We start from the raw sequence: 17,831 nt of genomic DNA on the forward strand, positions 1-17,831 counted from the left end.
CGAGGAACGATGACCAGATCCCCCAAGGCCCGTCTCGGCCGCTCGGTGATCGCCGGAGCCGCGGCCGTCGCCGTGACCGCCGGTATCGTCGCCGCCGCGCCCGACGACAAGGCCGCCCCGTCCGTCCCGCGGCTCAGCCTGATCGCCGCCTCACCGTCGGTGACCCTCGACTCGTACAAGGAGGAGCCCGGCGTCTACCTCGACCTCGGTACGTACGTCACCGCCGAGAACGCCCCGCTGGAACTGCGGGTGACCCGCAAGTCCTACAAGGACCCGGTCGTCGCCACGCAGATCGTCAGGGAGGGCGGCAGGGCCAAGGAGAAGGCCCTGCCCAAGGGGCTGGTGAAGGACTTCGGCGGGCTGCCCGGCTTCCTCCAGGTCACCGTCACCGACGCGGCGGGCCGGACGGTGCTGAACCGGTCCGAGGCGTTCTGCCCCAACAACGCGTCGGGCCGGGTGCGGCCCGACGCGCCGGCCACCTCGAAGTACCCGGAGAGCTGCCCCACCAACCCGTTCACGCTCGGCTCCGTGTGGGGCGTGGAGAAGGGCTGGGCCGCCAACACCTACGCGGGCGTGTACTCGGAGCCCGTCGTCCTGCCGGCCGGCAAGTACACGGCCAAGGTGTCGGTGGCCAAGCGTTACCGCGACGTCTTCGGCATCGCGGACAAGCCGCAGACGGTCAAGGTGACCGTGCGCGAGATCAGCTCGGAGGGCGGTGTCGGCATGGCTCCCGCCGCGCGGCGCGACTCCCCCGCCGCGGGCCACACCGCTCACGGCACCGCTCACGGGGGCCACGCGGGCCACGCCGCACCCGCAGCGCCCGCCGGTCACGCCGGTCACGCCGGTCACGCCGGTCACGGGGCGGGGACCCCGGCGGCACCCGCGGCCCCGACGAGCGGCGCGGGACCCTCGTACAACGTGGGGCACGGGCCGCTGATCCCGGCGCCGCCCGCCGTGCCGTGGGCCGTGAAGCGGCAGGGGCTCAAGGCCGGGGCGCGGATGGGCGACGGAGCCGGGCGGACGGACGGCTCCCGCAAGGCGCCCGCCCTGAAGCCCGCGGCCGAGCGCCCGGTGGGCAGGGCGGCCGTGCCGAACGTGCCCAAGCCCGACCTCCGTTCGCTGCCGGCCTACGGCATCAACGTCAGCGAGCCGGCCACCGAAGGGCCCGACAAGGGCAAGGACTTCCTCGCCTTCAGCGCCAACGTGTGGAACGCGGGCCCGGCGCAGCTCGTCGTCGACGGCTTCCGCTCCCCCGGCAAGCAGCTGATGGACGCCTACCAGTACTTCTACGACGCCAAGGGCAAGCAGGTCGGCTACACCCCGACCGGCACCATGGAGTGGGACCCGCGTCCGGGCCACGAGCACTGGCACTTCACCGACTTCGCCAGCTACCGGCTGCTGAAGGCGGACCGGAAGGTGGCCGTGCGCAGCGGCAAGGAGGCCTTCTGCCTGGCCAACACCGACGCGGTCGACTACACGGTGAAGAACGCCAACTGGCACCCGTACAACACCGATCTGTCCACGGCGTGCGGCCAGCAGAACTCCATCTCGGTGCGTGAGGTGCTCGACGTCGGCTCCGGCGACACCTACACCCAGGACCTGCCCGGCCAGTCGTTCGACATCACGTCGCTGCCGAACGGCACCTACTACATCCAGGTGCTGGCCAACCCGGAGAAGCGGCTCAAGGAGACCGACCTGACCAACAACAGCGCGCTGCGCAAGATCGTGCTGGGCGGCAGGAAGGGCGCGCGTACGGTGACCGTGCCGGCGCACGACCTGGTGAACGCCAACTGACGTCTCCCAACGGTCCGGGTCCCCGGATCAGGCCCGCAAGGCCCTCAGCAGCAGGTCGGCCAGGTGCTCGGCCACCTGCTGGGGGCTGAGCGGCCCGTCCGGGCGGTACCAGGTGGACAGGTGGTGGACCGAGCCGAAGTGGTAGTCCACCACCAGGTCGGCGGGCGTGGCGGTGGAGAAGACGCCCTGCGTCTGCCCCTCCTCGATGAGGGCCCGGAACCGCTCGTGGTAGCGGCGCCGCTCCGCGCGCACCTGCTTGTTCTTCTCCGGGCTCAGGTGGTGCATCGAGCGGAAGAAGATCGACGCGTCGTCGAGGTTCTCGATCGTGGTGACGACGACGTCGGCGGCGGCGTCCCGCAGCCGCTGCTCCACGGGGGCGTCCGCACCCGCGAAGGCGTCCAGCCGCTCCTGCTGGAGCCGCAGCACGCGCGCGTACACCTCCTGGAGCAGGTCCTCCTTGGAGCCGAAGTAGTGGTAGAGGGCCCCCTTGGTGACGCCGGCCGCCTCCACGATCTCCTGGACGGAGGTCCGGTCGTACCCCTGTTCGGCGAAGAGCCGGGTGGCGGTGGCCAGCAGCCTCTGGGGGACGGGGATGCCGCTCCCGTCCGTCGTCCTGGCCATGTGCCGCCACCTCTCTCGTACGTGTGCGTGTCGCGGTGTCCTACGCGGGGTAACGCAGTTCCCGCCTGAGGATCTTCCCACTGGTCGTCTTCGGCAGTTCCGGCAGGATCTCGACCTCGCGGGGGTATTTGTACGCCGCGAGGCGCTGCTCGCAGTACGCCGAGAGCTCGGCGGCTCCGGCCGAGGCGCCCGGCCGCAGACTGACGTACGCCTTGACCGTCTCCCCCCGGTAGGCGTCGGGGACGCCGACCACGGCCGCCTCGCGGACCGCCGGGTGGGTGTACAGCACGTCCTCCACCTCCCGCGGCCACACCTTGAAGCCCGAGGCGTTGATCATGTCCTTCTTGCGGTCGACGACGTAGAGCCAGCCGTCCGGGTCCATGAAGCCGATGTCGCCGGTGCGCAGCTCGCCGTCCGGGAAGCCCTCGGCGGTGGCCTCCGGCAGCCGCCAGTAGCCGGGGACGACCTGGGGGCCGCGTACCGCGATTTCGCCCTGTTCGCCGAACGGCACCTCCTCGCCGTTCTCGTCCAGGATCCGCACGACGGTCTCGGGTCCGGGGACGCCGACCGAGAGGGTGCCGGAGACGGGGTCCACCGGGGCCTCCTTCCCGGGCGGCACGGCGGCGCAGGGGGCGGTGCACTCGGTGAGGCCGTAGCCGTTGCGGATGTACGGGCCGAAGCCGGCCCGGAACCTCTCGACCAGCGCCGGGGGCAGCGGGGCGCCGCCGGAGGAGATCACCTGGAAGGACGCGAAGTGGCCGGGCGTGGCGGCGGGGTGGGCGGCCAGGGCCATGAAGGCGGTGGACGGGCCGACGGTGTAGGCGGGGCGGTGCTCGGCGAAGGCGTCCAGGACGACGCCCGCGTCGAAGCGGTACGCGAGGACCAGGGTGCCCGCGTTGGCGACGCAGGCGGCCAGTTCGCAGACCATGCCGGTGATGTGGAAGAGCGGGGCGAGTGCGAAGTAGGAGGCGCCTTCGGGGACGGGGTGGCCGGTGCGCTGCCGCTCGGCGTTGTACATGATCCCGCGGTGCAGGTTCATGGCCCCCTTGGGCGTCCCGCTGGTGCCGGAGGTGTAGCTGATCAGGGCCACGTCGGTGGCGGTCAGGTCCCGCCCGGGCCCCGGCGCCGCGTGCCGCGCCCGGGCGACCGCGACCAGGTCGTCGGTGTCGGCCGGCACGGGCAGCCGGTCGAAGCCGAGGACGCGCGGGTCGTCCCGCGTCTGGAGGTCCTTCTCGCAGGCGGTGAGGGCGACGCGTACGGGCGAGCCGGCGGCCGTCTCGCGCAGGTACCCCTCCCAGGCCCGGTCGGAGCAGATCAGCGCGCTCGCCCCGGAGTCGTCCAGCACGTGGGCGACCTCGGCCGACTTGTACATCGGGTTCAGCGGGACGACGGTCGCGCCCGCCTTCCAGGCACCGAGGAGGGCGAGGACGAAGTGCGGGGAGTTCTGGAGCATGAGCGCGACGCGGTCGCCGCGCCCGACGCCCCGGGACGCCAGGTATCCGGCCATCGAGTCGGAGAGCGCGTCGGTCTCGCGGTAGGTCAGGCGTCCGTCGAAGTAGGCCAGCGCGGGGTGCTCGGGGGCCCGGGCGACGGCGGCGCGGAAGGCGTGCACCAGGGTGGCGGCCGGGCGCACCGGGGCCCGCTGGGCCTCGCTGAGCTGCGCGAGCCACGGCTTGGCCGCGTAGACCGAGGTCGTCGGGTTCACTTCCCGCTGTCCTCCCACTTCTGCTGGATGTGGCTCATATTGTTCAGCCAGCGCTCGGGGTCGGTCGCGCGGGCCCGGTAGTACCCGGCGACCTCGGGGTGGGGCAGGATCAGGAACGTGTCGGTCGCGATGCCCTCGAAGAGCGCGTCGGCGACGTCCTCGGGTTCGATGGCCGTGGGGGTGAGGACGAGTTCGCCCGCCGAGCCGGCGGCGGTCAGCATGTCCGTGCGGACGCCCTGCGGGCAGATCGCGTGCACCTTGAGGCCGCGGTGGCGGTAGGTGAGCGAGAGCCATTCGGCGAAGGCGTACGCGCCGTGCTTGGACACGCTGTAGGGCGCGGCGCCGACCATGGTGAGCAGCCCGGCGGCGGAGACGGTGGAGACGAAGCGCCCGGAGCCGCGCTCCAGCCACTCGGGCAGCAGGGCGCGGGCGGCGCGGACGTGCGCCATCACGTTGACGTCCCAGGCCGCGGCCCACACGTGTTCCTCGGCGAAGGCGTCACCGGGCGAGGCCAGGCCGGCGTTGGCGCAGTACACGTCGACGGTGCCACCGAGCGCCTCACGCGCCTCCTCGACGATCGTCGAGGCGTCGCCCGGGACGGCGGTGGCGCCGATCTCGTCGGCGACGGCCTTGGTGCGCCCGGGGTCGATGTCGTTGACGACGACGCGCGCCCCTTCGGCGGCGAACCTGCGGGCGAGTGCGGCGCCGATACCGCCGCCCGCTCCGGTGACGACCACGCCCGCGCCCTGGACCGTACTCATCGAGACCCGCCTCTCGTCGTTCCTTGGTGGCCGTCGCTGCCGGCCGAGGGACAGACTAACCAGTCGGTATGTGCCGGGGGAAGGCCGCGGCGCGGAGCGAGGGGAGCCGTGCCGCCTCCGTTCCCCGGGGCCTGCGGGCGCGCTAGCGTGCGAGTCCGGAAGGGTCGCGGAACGGTTCCGGAACGGTCGGGCGTCACGGAGGTGTCGGATGAGCGTGTCCAGAAGGGGTCTGCTGGTCGCCGGCGGGACGGCGGGAGCGGCGGCGGGGCTGGTGGGGGCGGCTCCCGGCGGGGCGTCCGCGCGCGGAGCCGGCCGCCGGGTGCGGACCGGTTTCGACCGGCTCGCGGCCGACGGGTACGCGGCGCTGGCCGGGCAGCGGGTGGGGGTGGTGACCAACCCGACGGGGGTGACCGCAGGGGTACGGCACGTCGTGGACGTCATGCACGCCGACGACCGGGTGGACCTGGTGGCGGTCTTCGGCCCGGAGCACGGTTTCCGCGGCACGGCCCAGGCGGGCGGTTCGGAGGGACGGTACGACGACCCGGCGACGGGTCTGCCGGTGTACGACACGTACCTGAAGAGCGGGCGGGCGCTGGCGGACGTGTTCACCGCCTCCGGCGTCGACACGGTCGTCTTCGACATCCAGGACGTGGGGGCGCGCTTCTACACGTACATCTGGACGCTGTACGACTGCATGGTGTCGGCGGCGCTGGCGGGGAAACGTCTCATGGTGCTGGACCGCCCGAACCCGGTGTCCGGGCGGGCGGCCCTCGGACCCGTGCTGGACCGGGCGTTCGCGACGTTCGTGGGGCGTGAACCGATCGCCCAGGCCCACGGAATGACGGTGGCGGAGCTGGCGCGGCTGTTCAACGGCGAGTTCCTGGCGGAGCCGGTCCAGCTGGCGACGGTGCGCATGTCCGGGTGGCGGCGGACCGACTTCTTCGACGCGACGGGGCTGCCGTGGGTACCCCCGAGCCCCAACATGCCGACGCCCGACACGGCGCTGGTGTACGCGGGCACGTGCCTGTTCGAGGGGACGAACCTGTCGGAGGGGCGGGGCACGACGCGGCCCTTCGAACTGCTGGGCGCCGAGGGCGTCGACCGGCGGTGGGCGGAGGCGGCGAACGCCCTGGGCCTGCCGGGTGTCCACTTCCGTGAGGCGTACTTCGCCCCGGTGTTCTCCAAGTTCGCGGGGAGGACCGTGGGCGGGGTGCAGGTGCACGTCGACGACCGGGAGGCATTCGACCCCGTGCGCGCGGGTATCGGTCTCCTGGTGACGGCGAAGCGGAGCTGGAGCGGCTTCGCCTGGCGGGCGGACAACTGGATCGACAAGCTGACCGGCTCGGCGCGGGTCCGGACGCTGATCGACGCGGGCGCGGACACGGACGAGGTGGTGGGCGCCTGGGAGGCGGACCTGGCGGCCTTCCGGTCGGTGCGGCGGCGGTACCTGATGTACCGCTGAGCGGGGCGCGGCCACTGGGGCCACCGGGCAGCCGGTGGCCGAACCGGCCACGGCGGAGCGGCTGTCGGGCCCTTCCGTCCGGCCGTCCGGAACGGTGGTATCGCGCCGATGCCGTCGCTCGTGCGACGCGACCGGTGAGGACGGGTTTGTGTGTGCTCCGGAAGCGGCACACCGGCGCTGTGGTGAGGAACTGTCAGCTCGCCGGAATCGCGGCTCGGGGCGCGTCAGGGACATTTCACGTCAGATGTCCGGCTGATGGGCCCCATTCGTTTTTCGATGGAGCCGATCTGGGAACCCGTACGTCCATTCATCGACGCCGAAGTACGAGTGACGGAGGTGGCAGTGCGATGGCCGGTTTCCGGAGCCTGGCGAGACAGGTACGGGATCCAGGATGTGACCTGGCGCTGCGGCGGTATTCGCTGCGCAAGTGCCTTGAGCGGTTCGCCCCTTATGGGCACCGGGCCACCTGGGACCACCTGTGCTCCAGGCACAGGTTCGGACCCGAGGACCGGGAGCCCGATCCGGCGCGGCTGGTGGCCGCGCTCGACGAGCTGGAAGAGGCGCGCGCGGTCTGGCTCGCGTACGAGGAGAAGTTCGCCGCGCGCCGCCGGCGCGAGAAGCACGACGGGCTGCGGCGGCCGGGCTGGATAGACGACTGGCACCGGCGCACCTGGGGCGGCAACGGCATCGCGCGGTGCGACGACCCGTCGCTTCACCCGAGGGTGCCGCTGGCCGAGGCGCTGCGCCGGCTGATCACGGCTCTGGAGGCGGGGCCGGGCGAGCACTGCCCGGTCTGCGCCGGGGACGGGATCGTCTGGCGGCCGGACCTGTCGAACGAGCCGTGGTTCGGCCCGGTGTGCACGAGCTGCGGGGTGGTGGTGCCGCAGGCGGTGCTGACGCCCGAGGCGCTGGCGCTGGCCAAGCGGAGCCGGCGCAGGGAGCTCGCGTCGGTGGCGTGAGCGGGGTTCCGCGCGGGGGCGCGCACCGGCGCCGGTACGCCCCCGTCGCCGCCCGATCCCCATATGGCGCCGGGCGCTGACGGACGGGCCGTCACGCGGACCGGCACCGCGCGGGCCGGACGTTGTGCGGGGCGTTGCACGGGCCGGGGGCCGCATGGGGCCGGATGGGGCGCTGCCTGGCGGGGTGGCGGCCGGCGGGGCGCCGGGCGTGGTGGTGACGGCTCCGGCGTCGCCGGCGGGAGCGTCGCGCCGGCCGGACGTCGCGTCCAAGGCGTTGTCAGTGGTGAGTGGCACCATCGGGGCATGATCCAGGTCTGTCTGAACGGGAGCCGCGGGAGCGGGGATTCGCCGGCCGTGCCCGTGTCGCCCGGCGCGATGGCCGAGTCCGCCGCCCTGGCGGTCGCGGCCGGGGCCGCCGAGGTGCATGTGCACCCCAAGACGCCCTGCGGGGACGACACCATGTCGCCGCGCGTGGTGGCCGCGGCGCTGGAGGCGATACGCGGTGCGGTGGACGTCCCGGTCGGGGTGACCACGGGCGCGTGGGCCGAGCCGGACCCGGGGCGGCGGGTGGAGCGGGTGCGCTCCTGGACGGTGCTGCCCGACCTGGCCTCGGTGAACTGGCACGAGCCGGGCGCCGAGGAGGTCGCCGCCGCGCTGCTGGAGCGGGGCGTGGGCGTGGAGGCCGGCCTCTGGTCGGGCACGGACGGGGTACGGCGGTTCCTGGCGTCGCCCCTGGCGCCCCGGGTGTCACGCGTGCTGGCCGAGGTGACGGACCGGGACCCGGCGTCGGCCGGGGAGACGGCCCGCGGCCTGCTGGCGGAGCTGGGCGGCGCCTTCGGCGCGCCCGTGCTGCTGCACGGCGAGGACGGCGGCGCGTGGCCGGTGCTGCGGCTGGCGCTCCGGCTGGGGCTGGACACCCGGGTGGGCCTGGAGGACACGCTGCTGCTGCCCGACGGACTCCCGGCGGGGTCGAACGCGCGACTGGTCGCGGCGGCACGGGCGGAACTCGACGGTACCAAGCGGTAATCGGGTGGGCCACCGCATTCCCGTCCGGCGACAGTGGGGGCGATGAGAACCCCACCAGGAGGAGCAGACCCGTGTCGACCCTGCGTGTCACCGCCGAAGTGCTGACCGTTCACGACCATCCGAACGCCGACGCCCTGGAGCTCGCGCAAGTGGGCCTGTACCGCGCGGTCGTCGCCAAGGGTGCCTACCGCACCGGTGACGCCGCCGTGTACATCCCGGAGCAGGCGGTGCTGCCGCCGGAGCTCGTCGAGGAGCTGGGGCTGACCGGGCGGCTGGCCGGGAAGGCGTCGAACCGGGTGAAGGCGGTGCGGCTGCGCGGTGAGCTGTCGCAGGGCCTGGTCTGCCGGCCGGGCGCCCTGGCGGACGTGGACCTGGCGCGGGCGGCGGCCGAGGGAACGGACTTCGCGGAGGCGCTGGGCATCACCAAGTGGGTCCCGCCCGTGCCGACGACGATGAACGGTGACGTGGAACCGGCTCCGGACCTGCTGCCCTGGGTCGACGTCGAGAACGTCCAGCGGTACCCGGACGTCTTCGCGCCGGGCGAGCCGGTCGTCCTGACGGAGAAGCTGCACGGCACGGCCTGCCTGCTGACGTACGTCGCCGGCGACGGGCGGCTGCACGTCTCCTCGAAGGGCTTCGGCGCCAAGGGCCTGGCCCTGAGGGAGGACCCGCGCAATCTGTACTGGCGGGCGGTCCGGGCGTACGACGTGCCGGCGGTCGCGGCGCGCCTCGCCGGCCGGCTGGGCGCGTCCCGGATCGGGGTGTTCGGGGAGGTCTTCGGCGCCGGGGTGCAGGACCTGGCGTACGGCGCCGACGGCCGCGGCCATGCGCTGGGCTACGCCGTCTTCGACATCGCGGCCGAGGTCGACGGGCAGGTCCGCTGGCTGGCCCCGGCCGAGGTGCTGGACGGCGCGCTGCCGACGGCGCCCCGGCTGTACGCCGGGCCGTACGACATCGCGACGGTGCTTCGGCTGGCCACCGGCCGGGAGACGGTCTCGGGGCGGGAGCTGCACCTGCGCGAGGGCGTCGTGATCCGTCCGGTCACCGAGCGGTACAGCCCGGTGGTGGGCGGCCGGGCGATAGCGAAGGCGGTGAGCCCCGCCTACCTCACCCGCAAGGGCGGCACCGAGTTCGAGTGAGCTTTATTGAGTGCCCTCTTGTCAACTTTGACCGGTGGAGCTATAAGAAGAGGCAGACGGCCAGCAGCATCCGTGAGTACGCAGAGGAGGGACCGACGATGCTGATGCGGACCGACCCCTTCCGTGAACTCGACCGGCTCACCGAACGCCTCTGGGGCACCAGCGCCCATCCGGCGGCCATGCCCATGGACGCCTACCGCGAGGGGGACACGTTCGTCGTCCAGCTCGACCTGCCGGGCGTCACCCCCGAGAGCATCGACCTGGACGTGGAGCGCAATGTGCTCACCGTCCGGGCCGAGCGCAGGACCGCCCCGGGCGGCGACGTGGAGATGGTGGTCGCCGAGCGACCCGCCGGCACCTTCAGCCGTCGGCTGTTCCTGGGCGAGGCGCTGGACACCGACCGCATCCGGGCGTCCTACGACGCGGGCGTCCTGGCGCTGCGGATCCCGGTCGCGGAGCAGGCCAAACCCCGCAGGATCGAGATCAGCGGCGGCGGTGGCGCCGGCGACCGCAGGCTGATCAGCGGCTGACCCACCCGCCGCGCCGCACGACGGGCGGGGACGGGTCCCACCCGGCCCCGCCCCCCACCCCGTCGATCAAGGCCGAGGGAGAGAGATGCGCATGCAGTGGGACGCGTTCCTGGCCGCGGTGCAGGAACGCGGCGAGTACCCCTCCCGGCGGGAGGCCGACCGGGCCGCCCGGGTCGTCCTGGCCCTGCTGGGCGCCCACCTCGTCGGCAACGAGAGGGCCGAACTGGCCGCCGGCCTGCCGGAGACCTGCGCCCTGGTGCTGCTCAACCCGCTGCCCGCGGCGGAACCGCTCGGACCGGAACGGTTCGTGCGGGCCACGGCGGCGTGGATCGAGGGCGCCACGGAGGAGACGGCCATGTGGGACGTCGGCGCGGTCCTGAGCGTGGTGGCGGACACGGCGGGCGACGATCTGATGCGCCGGATACTCCTCCAGTTGCCGCCCGGCTACGACCTGCTGTTCGGCCGCCCCGGCATGTCCGAACCGGGCCTGCACCCGGAAGGCTGACGCCCCCGCCGCCGCGAGCCCGGCAAGATCCCGGAGACGGGCCCTAGGTCCGCCTCTCCGTCTCCGGCGCGTCCTCGGCGGCCGGGCGGCGCCGCTCGGGCAGGAGCCGCGAGCCGACGAGGCGCTCCCCTATGGCGTCGTCCGGGTTGGAGAGCACGCACGTCTTCAGGGAGAGGCAGCCGCAGCCGATGCAGTCGGTGAGGTGGTCGCGCAGGCGGCTGAGCCGGTTGATCCGCTCGTCGAGTTCCGCGCGCCACGCCTCCGACAGGCGCGCCCAGTCCTCCCGGGTGGGCGTCCGCTCCTCGGGGAGTTCCGCCAGGGCGTCGCGGATCGTCGCGAGCGGGATGCCCACGCGCTGCGCGGCGCGCACGAAGGCGACCCGGCGCAGCGCGTCCCTGCTGTAGCGGCGCTGGTTGCCGCTGGTGCGGCGGCTGCTGATGAGGCCCTTGGACTCGTAGAAGTGCAGGGCCGAGACGGCCGCCCCGCTGCGCGCGGAGAGCTGGCCGACGGTGAGCTCATGGATCTTCTCTGGAATCTGCGGCACCCCTCGAACCCTACTGGGCGCCCTCGGCCCGTCCGTTGACAGGACCGCGTTCCCCGCACCATGCTGAGCAAGCGCTTAGACATCGAGTGTCAGGGGAGCCGGAACATGGCAGAGCCGAGGATCTTCACGTCCGCCGACGAGCTGCGCGCGGCGGTCGGCGAGCAGCTGGGGCTGAGCGACTGGCTGGAGATCGAGCAGAAGCGGATCGACCTGTTCGCCGAGGCCACGGGCGACCACCAGTGGATCCACGTGGACCCGGAGCGGGCCGCGACGGGCCCGTTCGGGACGACCATCGCCCACGGGTATCTCACCCTGTCGCTGCTCCCCCTCCTGGTACCGCAGATCATGCGGGTCGAGGGCATGAAGATGGGCGTCAACTACGGCACCAACAAGGTGCGCTTCCCCGCCCCCGTGCCGGTAGGTTCCCGGCTGCGCGCGACGGCCCTGCTGAAGGACGTCGAGGACGCGGGCGGCGGCGTGCAGGTGACGGCCCTGGTGACGGTGGAGCGCGAGGGCGGCGACAAGCCGGTGTGCGTCGCCGAGTCGGTGTCCCGCTACTACTTCTGAGCCCCGGGCGCCTCGGCGCCCACCATCCGCAGCACGAGGTCGGCGTACAGCGCGCCGACCTCGTCGGGCGTCCGGCGTCCCTCGGTGTTGAACCAGCGGGCCACGTCGATGCAGAGCGAGAGCACCGCGAGGGTGGTGCCGGAGACGTCGGGGACGTCGAACTCGCCCGAGGCCACGCCCTCGTTGATGATGCGGCGCACCGTGGCGTCGCTCCTGCGGCGCAGCTCGAAGATCTCCGCGCGGTGCTCGTCCCCGAGCGAGTCGAGCTCGTACTGCACCACGCGGGCGGTGGTGCGCCGGCCGGCGTGCCAGCGGACGAAGGAGCGCACGGCGTCGGCGAGCCGCTCCGCGGCGGTGCCGGGCCCGTCGGCGGCGGCCTGGAGGATGTGCAGCGCCTTCACATGGCCGATGCGGCTGATCCGGTGGAGGAGCTCTTCCTTGGTCTTGTAGTGGATGTAGAGCGCGGCCGGGCTCATCCCGGCCCGGCCCGCGATGTCACGGGTGGTGGTGGCGTGGTAGCCGCGCTCGGCGAAGGCCTCGACGGCGGCGACGAGCAGCCGCCTGGCCGCGTCGGGGGTCACCTCGTCCCACGGCGTGTCCTCGCCGCCGGCCGTTTCCTCCGCCGTACTCATCGCTCGCTCGCCCCTTCCGGTGGTCACAGGACGAACACCATACCCCGACAGTGAGCAAGCGCTTAGAGCTTCTGGAAGGGGTCGTGCTCGGCGAGCAGCTTCTCCAGCCGGGCCTGGTCGACCCGGCTGACGATCTGCCCGGCCTCCTGCCGGTCGCGGACGACCTTGGCCAGGGTGAAGGCGGAAGTGGTGAGGTAGAGGACGGCGATCCCCAGGAAGGCCCGCACCCAGGCGTCGGCGTCGAGGTTGAAGACGCCGAGGGCGACCGCGCCGAGGGCGATGCCGAAGGAGGCGACGGCCTGGCCGTAGTAGGCGGCCGTGTTCTGCTGCTTGACCGGTGTGTCACTCATGCGGGACAGGATGCGGGCGCCGCGACCGGGGCCGCATCCGCCGCCGTACTCAGGAGCGTACTCAGAAGGCGGAGACCCCGGTCAGGGCGCGGCCGATGATGAGCTTCTGGATCTGGCTGGTGCCCTCGTACAGGGTCATCACCCGGGCGTCACGCAGCAGTTTGCCGACCGGGTACTCGTCGATGTAGCCGTAACCGCCGTAGACCTGGAGGGCGTTGTTGGCCGAGCGCACGGCGGCCTCGGAGGCGAAGAGCTTGGCCTTGGAGGCGGCCGTGGCGAAGTCCTCCCCCCGGTCGACGAGGTCGGCGACCCGCCAGGTCAGCAGCCGCGCGGCGTCCACGTCGACGGAGATGTCGCTGATCAGCTCCTGGACGAGCTGGTACGAGGCGATCGGCTTGCCGAACTGCTCCCGCTCCCCCGCGTAGCGCACGGCCGCGTCCAGCGCCGCCTGGGCGATGCCGACGCAGCCGGCGGCGACCGACATCCGGCCCTTGGCGAGCGCGGACATGGCGATGGAGAAGCCCTTGCCCTCCGGGCCCATGAGCGCCGAGGCGGGCACCCGGACGTCCTCGAGGACCAGCTCGGCGGTGGCCTGGCCGCGCAGGCCGAGCTTGCCGTGGATGGTGCGGCGGGTGAGGCCGGGGGTGTCGGTGGGGATCAGAAAGGCGGAGACGCCGCGGTGGCCGGGGGTGTCGTTGGTGCGGGCGAAGAGCAGCACCACATCGGCCCAGGTGCCGTTGGTGATGAACATCTTGGTGCCGTTGACGACGTAGTCGCCGCCGTCGCGCACGGCCCGGGTGGTCAGGTTGCCGGCGTCGGAGCCGGTGCCGGGCTCGGTGAGGCCGAAGCAGCCGAGCGCCTCCCCGGCGGTCAGGCGCGGCAGCCAGTGCCGCTTCTGCTCCTCGTCGCCCCAGGCGGCGATGGTCTTGGCCACGAGGCCCAGGGAGACGGACACGATGCCGCGCACCGACGAGTCGCCGCGCCCCAGCTCCTCCGTCACCAGGCAGTACGCCAGGTGGTCGCCGCCCGAGCCGCCGTACTCCTCGGGGACGGTGAGGCCCAGGAAGCCGAGGGCGCCGAGTTTCCTGACGATCGACCGGTCGACGTTCTCGGCCCGGTCCCAGTCGACGACGTGCGGGGCGATCTCGCGCTGGACGAAGTCCTCGGCGAGCCGCCTGACGGCCGTCTGCTCCTCGCTCAGCTCCAGGTTCATACGCGGTCACCCCACTTTAACTATCACTGCTAGTTTCTCGTACCCGGCCTACTATGTGCCGCATGGCCCGACCGCGCAAGCCCCTTCTGAGCAGAGACCGCATCGTCGCCACGGCGGGCGCGCTCGTGGACGCGGAGGGGCTGGAGGCCGTCTCGACCCGGCGCCTCGCCGCCGAACTGGGCGTCAGCGGGCCGTCGCTCTACAACCACTTCCGCACGAAGGACGAGATCCTGGAGGCGGTCGCGGACGCGGTGAGCGCGAAGGTCGACCTGTCGATGTTCGACGAGGACGACGGCCGCGACTGGCGCACCGCCCTGCACGACTGGGCCGTCTCGTACCGGGCGGCCCTCACCGACCACCCCAACATCGTGCCCGTCCTCGCCCGCGGCCCCGGCCGCCGCCCGGCCGGCCTGCGGGTCGCGGACGCCGTCTTCGGCGCCATGGTCCGCGCGGGCTGGCCGCCGGCCCAGGCGACCCACATCGGCGCGCTGATGCGGTACTTCATCACCGGCTCGGCGCTCGGCTCCTTCGCCCGCGGCTTCGTCGACGACGAGACGGCCTACGACCCGGCCGACTACCCGCACCTGGGCCAGGCCCACCTCCTGGCCGAACGGCAGGAGCGGGTCGACGAGGGCGCCTTCGAGACGGGCCTGCGGGCCCTGCTGGACGGACTCGCGGTGCGCTACGAGGGAGCGGTACGGCGCTGACGCCGGACCGCGTCGCCCGGCGCTACACCGGCGGTGCGCGAGGCCCCCGGGCAGGGCGCCCCGTGTGCGTACACCGGCGGTGCGGGGGCGGCCCTGATGCCCCGGCCGCGCGGGGCGGCCGGGGCGGCCGGGGTGCCGGGCGCCCCGCGCGGCCGGGATGCCGGCGTACGGGCGCGCGGCGGGGTGGTGCGAGGGGCTAGAAGACGACCAGGGCCCGTCCGCCCTTGCCCGCGATCATGTTGTCGAACGCCGCCGGGATGCCGTCCAGCGCGATCCGCTCGGTGACCAGCGCGCTCAGGTCGAAGCGCCCGGCCCGGATGTGGGCGGCGATGGCCGGCAGGTCCTCGGCCGGACGGGAGTCGCCGTACACGCAGCCGGAGAGCGTGCGGCCCCAGTGGAAGATTTCCAGGGCGTTGAACGTCACCTGCTGGTCCTTGCCGCCGATGCCGACGACCGTGGTGCGGCCACCGCGCCGGGTGGACTCCCAGGCGGTACGGATGGTGACGGCACGGCCGACGCACTCGACGGCCACGTCGGCGCCGTGGCCCCCGGTGAGCCTGCGGACCTCCCGCGCGGTGGTCTCCGAGGCGACCAGGTACTCGGTGGCGCCGGCCCGCCGGGCGAGAGCCTCCTTCTCCGGGGACACGTCCACGGCGATGACCGTCCCGGCGCCCGCAATACGGGCGGCCTGAAGGGTGGCGAGGCCCACCCCGCCGACGCCGAACACCACGACCGACTCGCCCTCGCGCACCCGTGCGGAGTGGTGGACGGCCCCGTACCCGGTGAGGACGGCGCAGCCCAGCAGCGCGGCGTCGGTCAGCGGTACGCCGTCGGGGGCGGGCAGCACGCAGGAGGCGGGGACGACGGTCTCCTCCGCGAACGCGGCGACGTTCAGGCCCGGGTGGAGGTCGGTGCCGTCCTCCGCGACGGCGTGGATCCTGGCCGCGCCGGTGAGCGCGTCGGCGCACAGCCACACCTCGCCCAGCGTGCAGGGGTGGCAGGTGCCGCAGGACGGCGCCCAGTTGAGCACGACGGCGTCGCCGGGGGCGATGTGGCCGACGCCCTCGCCGACGGCGAGCACGGTTCCGGACCCCTCGTGGCCGAGGACCGCGGGGACGGGCAGCCGCATGGTGCCGTTGGACAGGGACAGGTCGGAGTGGCAGACACCGGCCGCGGCGAGGCGGATCCTCACCTGACCGGGGCCGGGCTCCGGGAGTTCGATGCGGGTGATCTCCAGAGGAGCACCTATGGCGGGCAGGACGGCGGCGCGGACCACGATCGTTGTCTCCCGGGTCTCGGTCAGAACTGAAGGGACTTGGTCTGGAGGTACTCGGCGAGGCCGTGGGTGCCCAGCTCTCGCCCGACGCCCGACTCCTTGTAGCCGCCGAAGGGGGCGAGCGGGTTGAACCGGCCGCCGTTGATGTCGACCTGGCCGGTCTCCATGCGGCGGGCGAACGCGACGGCCTCCGTCTCGTCGCCGGCCCACACCGCGCCGGCCAGGCCGTACGGGGAGTCGTTGGCGATCCGCAGGGCGTCCTCCTCGTCCTCGTACTTCAGGAACGACACGACCGGGCCGAAGATCTCCTCCCGGGCGATGGTCATGTCGGGGGTGACGTCGGCGAAGACCGTCGGGCTGACGTAGTAGCCGCGGTCGAGGGGCGGTTCGGCGCCGCCGGCGACCAGCCGGGCGCCCTCCTCGACGCCCTTCTCGATGTACCCGCGCACGCGCTGGAGCTGCTTGGCGTTGACCATGGGGCCGAGCCGGTCGCCCGGGGTGTACTTGGCGACGGCCTCCGCCGCGATGGCCACGGCCTCGTCGTACTGGTCCTTGTGCACCAGGACCCGGGTCAGCGCGCTGCACCGCTGGCCGGAGTTGGACAATGCGTTGGCCAGGCCGACCTGGACCGCCTTGGCGAGGTCGGCGGACGGCAGGATGACGTTGGGGGACTTGCCGCCGAGCTCCAGGGCGACCCGCTTGACCGATCCGCCCGCGAGCGCGCCGATCCGCTTGCCGACGGCCGTGGAGCCGGTGAAGGAGACCATGTCCACCCCCTCGTGCTCGGCCAGCGCCTGGCCCGCGACCGGCCCGAGGCCGGTGACCAGGTTGAAGACACCGGCGGGGAAGCCGGCCTCCGCCACGGCCTCGGCGAACATCCGCGCGGTCAGCGGGGTGTCCTCGGCCGGCTTGAGCACGACGGTGCAGCCGGCGGCCAGGGCGGGCGCCACCTTGGCGACGACCTGGTGCAGCGGGTAGTTCCAGGGCGTGATCGCGCCCACCACGCCGACCGGTTCGAGCAGGATCGCGGAGTTGCCGACCTTCTCCTCGAAGGGGTACGACGCGGCCATCTCCGCGTACGTGCCGGTGATCATGACCGGCAGCCCGGCGTGCACCTGCTGGGCGAGCTGCTCCGGCGCGCCGAGTTCGGCGGTCACCGTCGCGGCGATCTCCTCCTGGCGCGCGGCGAGCACGTCGCGCAGGGCGGTGAGCCGCGCGGCGCGCTCGGCGGGCGGGGTGGCGGCCCAGCCGGGGAAGGCCACCCTGGCGGCCCGGACGGCCGCGTCGACGTCCTCGGCCGTACCGGCCGGGACGTGGGCGATGACCTGCTCGTCCGCCGGGTTCACCACCGCGATGGTGTCGGTCCCGGCGGCGGGCCGCCAGGCGCCGTCTATGTACATCCCCTCGTGGACCTTCATCCGCTTCTCCTTCGGGCCTTCGGACCTGGTTCTCCGTGTCTCCTGAAACCCAAACTAGCGGTGGTAGTTTTCGGGCGCCAGAGGCTGCGGGACCGACCACATCACATCAGAAGTCCGCCGAGGTCCTCTCATCGAGCCGGGCCACCGACTCCTGGCCGAAAAGACGCTCGTAGGCGGAGCGGATCCGCTCGATCCGCGGGTCGCGGGCCTGTGCCTCCGACGCCGGGTAGAGGAGGATCAGTTCGTACGAGCGCTCCCGCTCGATCGTGCCGCTCGCGTCCCGCCACTGGCCGCGGCCGTCCTGCACGGTCAGCCCCTCCGGGAAGGCGGGCGTGACCTCGCGGTCGACGAACGCCATGAACTGCCGGTCCGTCACGTCAGGACCGCCGTCGGGCCGCTCGGTGCCGAAGAACAGCCGTGTCTCCACGTAGGCCGCGCCCCGGGCGGAGGCGGCGGGGCCGCCGGCCGCCCCGTCGCCGAGGGCCCCGTACGCGGCGGGGGCGCCGGCCGCCAGCAGGACGGCCGCCGTGGCGAAGGTCAGGCGGGACCGGGTGGTGGTCGGGAGCGGCATGGCGGGTGTGCCCTTCCGTGCGGGGTTCCGTGAGCGCCATCACTCTGGCAG

The 17,831-nt window shown here is 73.3% G+C and carries 19 protein-coding genes; 9 read left to right on the plus strand and 10 right to left on the minus strand.

Annotated features, from left to right (window positions below; genetic code table 11):
* Window positions 1–9: 9 nt before the first annotated feature.
* Window positions 10–1,794 (plus strand): lysyl oxidase family protein, encoded by a 1,785-nt coding sequence (locus tag IE109_RS24915; RefSeq protein ID WP_189553508.1) that lies wholly within the window; start codon window positions 10–12, stop codon window positions 1,792–1,794.
* Between the two features lie 27 nt (window positions 1,795–1,821).
* On the opposite strand, the gene IE109_RS24920 is transcribed toward IE109_RS24915, so the two are convergent.
* The 3 genes from IE109_RS24920 to IE109_RS24930 are packed head-to-tail and all read right to left on the minus strand — an operon-like array spanning window position 1,822 to window position 4,881.
* Window positions 1,822–2,415, minus strand: coding sequence for a TetR/AcrR family transcriptional regulator (locus tag IE109_RS24920; protein WP_189553510.1), 594 nt, complete (start codon window positions 2,413–2,415; stop codon window positions 1,822–1,824).
* Window positions 2,416–2,455: 40 nt separating this feature from the next.
* Window positions 2,456–4,120 (minus strand): AMP-binding protein, encoded by a 1,665-nt coding sequence (locus tag IE109_RS24925; RefSeq protein ID WP_229891520.1) that lies wholly within the window; start codon window positions 4,118–4,120, stop codon window positions 2,456–2,458.
* On the minus strand, window positions 4,117–4,881 hold the full coding sequence (locus IE109_RS24930) for an SDR family oxidoreductase (protein WP_189553514.1): 765 nt from the start codon (window positions 4,879–4,881) through the stop codon (window positions 4,117–4,119). Before IE109_RS24930 ends, IE109_RS24925 begins: the two co-directional genes overlap by 4 nt.
* Window positions 4,882–5,089: 208 nt before the next feature.
* On the opposite strand from IE109_RS24930, the gene IE109_RS24935 reads away from it, so the two are divergent.
* The 6 genes from IE109_RS24935 (at window position 5,090) to IE109_RS24960 (ending at window position 10,502) form a co-directional block, all read left to right on the plus strand.
* Window positions 5,090–6,343: an exo-beta-N-acetylmuramidase NamZ family protein gene (locus IE109_RS24935; RefSeq protein ID WP_189553516.1), complete on the plus strand. Its 1,254-nt coding sequence runs from the start codon at window positions 5,090–5,092 to the stop codon at window positions 6,341–6,343.
* Between the two features lie 347 nt (window positions 6,344–6,690).
* Window positions 6,691–7,302, plus strand: a complete 612-nt coding sequence (locus tag IE109_RS24940; protein WP_189553518.1) for a hypothetical protein — start codon at window positions 6,691–6,693, stop codon at window positions 7,300–7,302.
* A gap of 303 nt (window positions 7,303–7,605) precedes the next feature.
* Window positions 7,606–8,328, plus strand: coding sequence for a 3-keto-5-aminohexanoate cleavage protein (locus tag IE109_RS24945; RefSeq protein ID WP_189553520.1), 723 nt, complete (start codon window positions 7,606–7,608; stop codon window positions 8,326–8,328).
* Between the two features lie 71 nt (window positions 8,329–8,399).
* Window positions 8,400–9,467 carry an RNA ligase (ATP) gene (locus tag IE109_RS24950; RefSeq protein ID WP_189553522.1) on the plus strand — a complete coding sequence of 356 codons (1,068 nt, stop codon included), beginning with the start codon at window positions 8,400–8,402 and terminating at the stop codon, window positions 9,465–9,467.
* Between the two features lie 98 nt (window positions 9,468–9,565).
* The gene (locus IE109_RS24955; protein WP_189553524.1) at window positions 9,566–9,997 is read left to right on the plus strand and encodes an Hsp20/alpha crystallin family protein; all 432 of its coding nucleotides are present in this window, start codon (window positions 9,566–9,568) and stop codon (window positions 9,995–9,997) included.
* A gap of 85 nt (window positions 9,998–10,082) precedes the next feature.
* On the plus strand, window positions 10,083–10,502 hold the full coding sequence (locus IE109_RS24960) for a DUF2267 domain-containing protein (RefSeq protein WP_189553526.1): 420 nt from the start codon (window positions 10,083–10,085) through the stop codon (window positions 10,500–10,502).
* 43 nt (window positions 10,503–10,545) lie between these two features.
* Here the strand turns inward: IE109_RS24960 and soxR are convergent, their stop codons facing one another.
* Window positions 10,546–11,046 carry a redox-sensitive transcriptional activator SoxR gene (soxR, locus tag IE109_RS24965; RefSeq protein WP_189553528.1) on the minus strand — a complete coding sequence of 167 codons (501 nt, stop codon included), beginning with the start codon at window positions 11,044–11,046 and terminating at the stop codon, window positions 10,546–10,548.
* A gap of 105 nt (window positions 11,047–11,151) precedes the next feature.
* On the opposite strand from soxR, the gene IE109_RS24970 reads away from it, so the two are divergent.
* The gene (locus tag IE109_RS24970; protein WP_189553530.1) at window positions 11,152–11,613 is read left to right on the plus strand and encodes a MaoC family dehydratase; all 462 of its coding nucleotides are present in this window, start codon (window positions 11,152–11,154) and stop codon (window positions 11,611–11,613) included.
* Here IE109_RS24970 and IE109_RS24975 read toward each other — a convergent pair.
* The 3 genes from IE109_RS24975 to IE109_RS24985 all read right to left on the minus strand — a co-directional run bounded on the left by IE109_RS24975 (window position 11,604) and on the right by IE109_RS24985 (window position 13,808).
* Window positions 11,604–12,245, minus strand: a complete 642-nt coding sequence (locus IE109_RS24975) for a TetR/AcrR family transcriptional regulator (protein WP_189553532.1) — start codon at window positions 12,243–12,245, stop codon at window positions 11,604–11,606. The genes IE109_RS24970 and IE109_RS24975 overlap by 10 nt on opposite strands.
* 62 nt (window positions 12,246–12,307) lie before the next feature.
* Window positions 12,308–12,595 carry a YiaA/YiaB family inner membrane protein gene (locus IE109_RS24980; protein WP_189553534.1) on the minus strand — a complete coding sequence of 96 codons (288 nt, stop codon included), beginning with the start codon at window positions 12,593–12,595 and terminating at the stop codon, window positions 12,308–12,310.
* Window positions 12,596–12,656: 61 nt separating this feature from the next.
* A complete protein-coding gene (locus IE109_RS24985) occupies window positions 12,657–13,808 on the minus strand; it encodes an acyl-CoA dehydrogenase family protein (protein ID WP_189553536.1) in 1,152 nt (383 codons plus the stop codon).
* Window positions 13,809–13,861: 53 nt separating this feature from the next.
* Between IE109_RS24985 and IE109_RS24990 the strand changes: the two genes are divergently transcribed.
* The gene (locus tag IE109_RS24990) at window positions 13,862–14,515 is read left to right on the plus strand and encodes a TetR/AcrR family transcriptional regulator (protein WP_189553538.1); all 654 of its coding nucleotides are present in this window, start codon (window positions 13,862–13,864) and stop codon (window positions 14,513–14,515) included.
* A 196-nt stretch (window positions 14,516–14,711) separates the two neighbouring features.
* Here the strand turns inward: IE109_RS24990 and IE109_RS24995 are convergent, their stop codons facing one another.
* From IE109_RS24995 to IE109_RS25005, 3 genes are all read right to left on the minus strand, one after another.
* The gene (locus IE109_RS24995; RefSeq protein ID WP_189553539.1) at window positions 14,712–15,791 is read right to left on the minus strand and encodes a zinc-binding dehydrogenase; all 1,080 of its coding nucleotides are present in this window, start codon (window positions 15,789–15,791) and stop codon (window positions 14,712–14,714) included.
* Between the two features lie 23 nt (window positions 15,792–15,814).
* Window positions 15,815–17,209, minus strand: a complete 1,395-nt coding sequence (locus IE109_RS25000) for an aldehyde dehydrogenase family protein (RefSeq protein ID WP_189553541.1) — start codon at window positions 17,207–17,209, stop codon at window positions 15,815–15,817.
* A gap of 106 nt (window positions 17,210–17,315) precedes the next feature.
* Complete coding sequence (locus IE109_RS25005; protein WP_189553543.1) at window positions 17,316–17,780, minus strand: DUF3574 domain-containing protein; 465 nt, start codon at window positions 17,778–17,780, stop codon at window positions 17,316–17,318.
* Window positions 17,781–17,831 lie beyond the last annotated feature (51 nt).

Origin of the sequence: Streptomyces lavendofoliae, from assembly GCF_014649735.1 — a bacterium.
In the GTDB taxonomy this organism is placed as follows: domain Bacteria; phylum Actinomycetota; class Actinomycetes; order Streptomycetales; family Streptomycetaceae; genus Streptomyces; species Streptomyces lavendofoliae.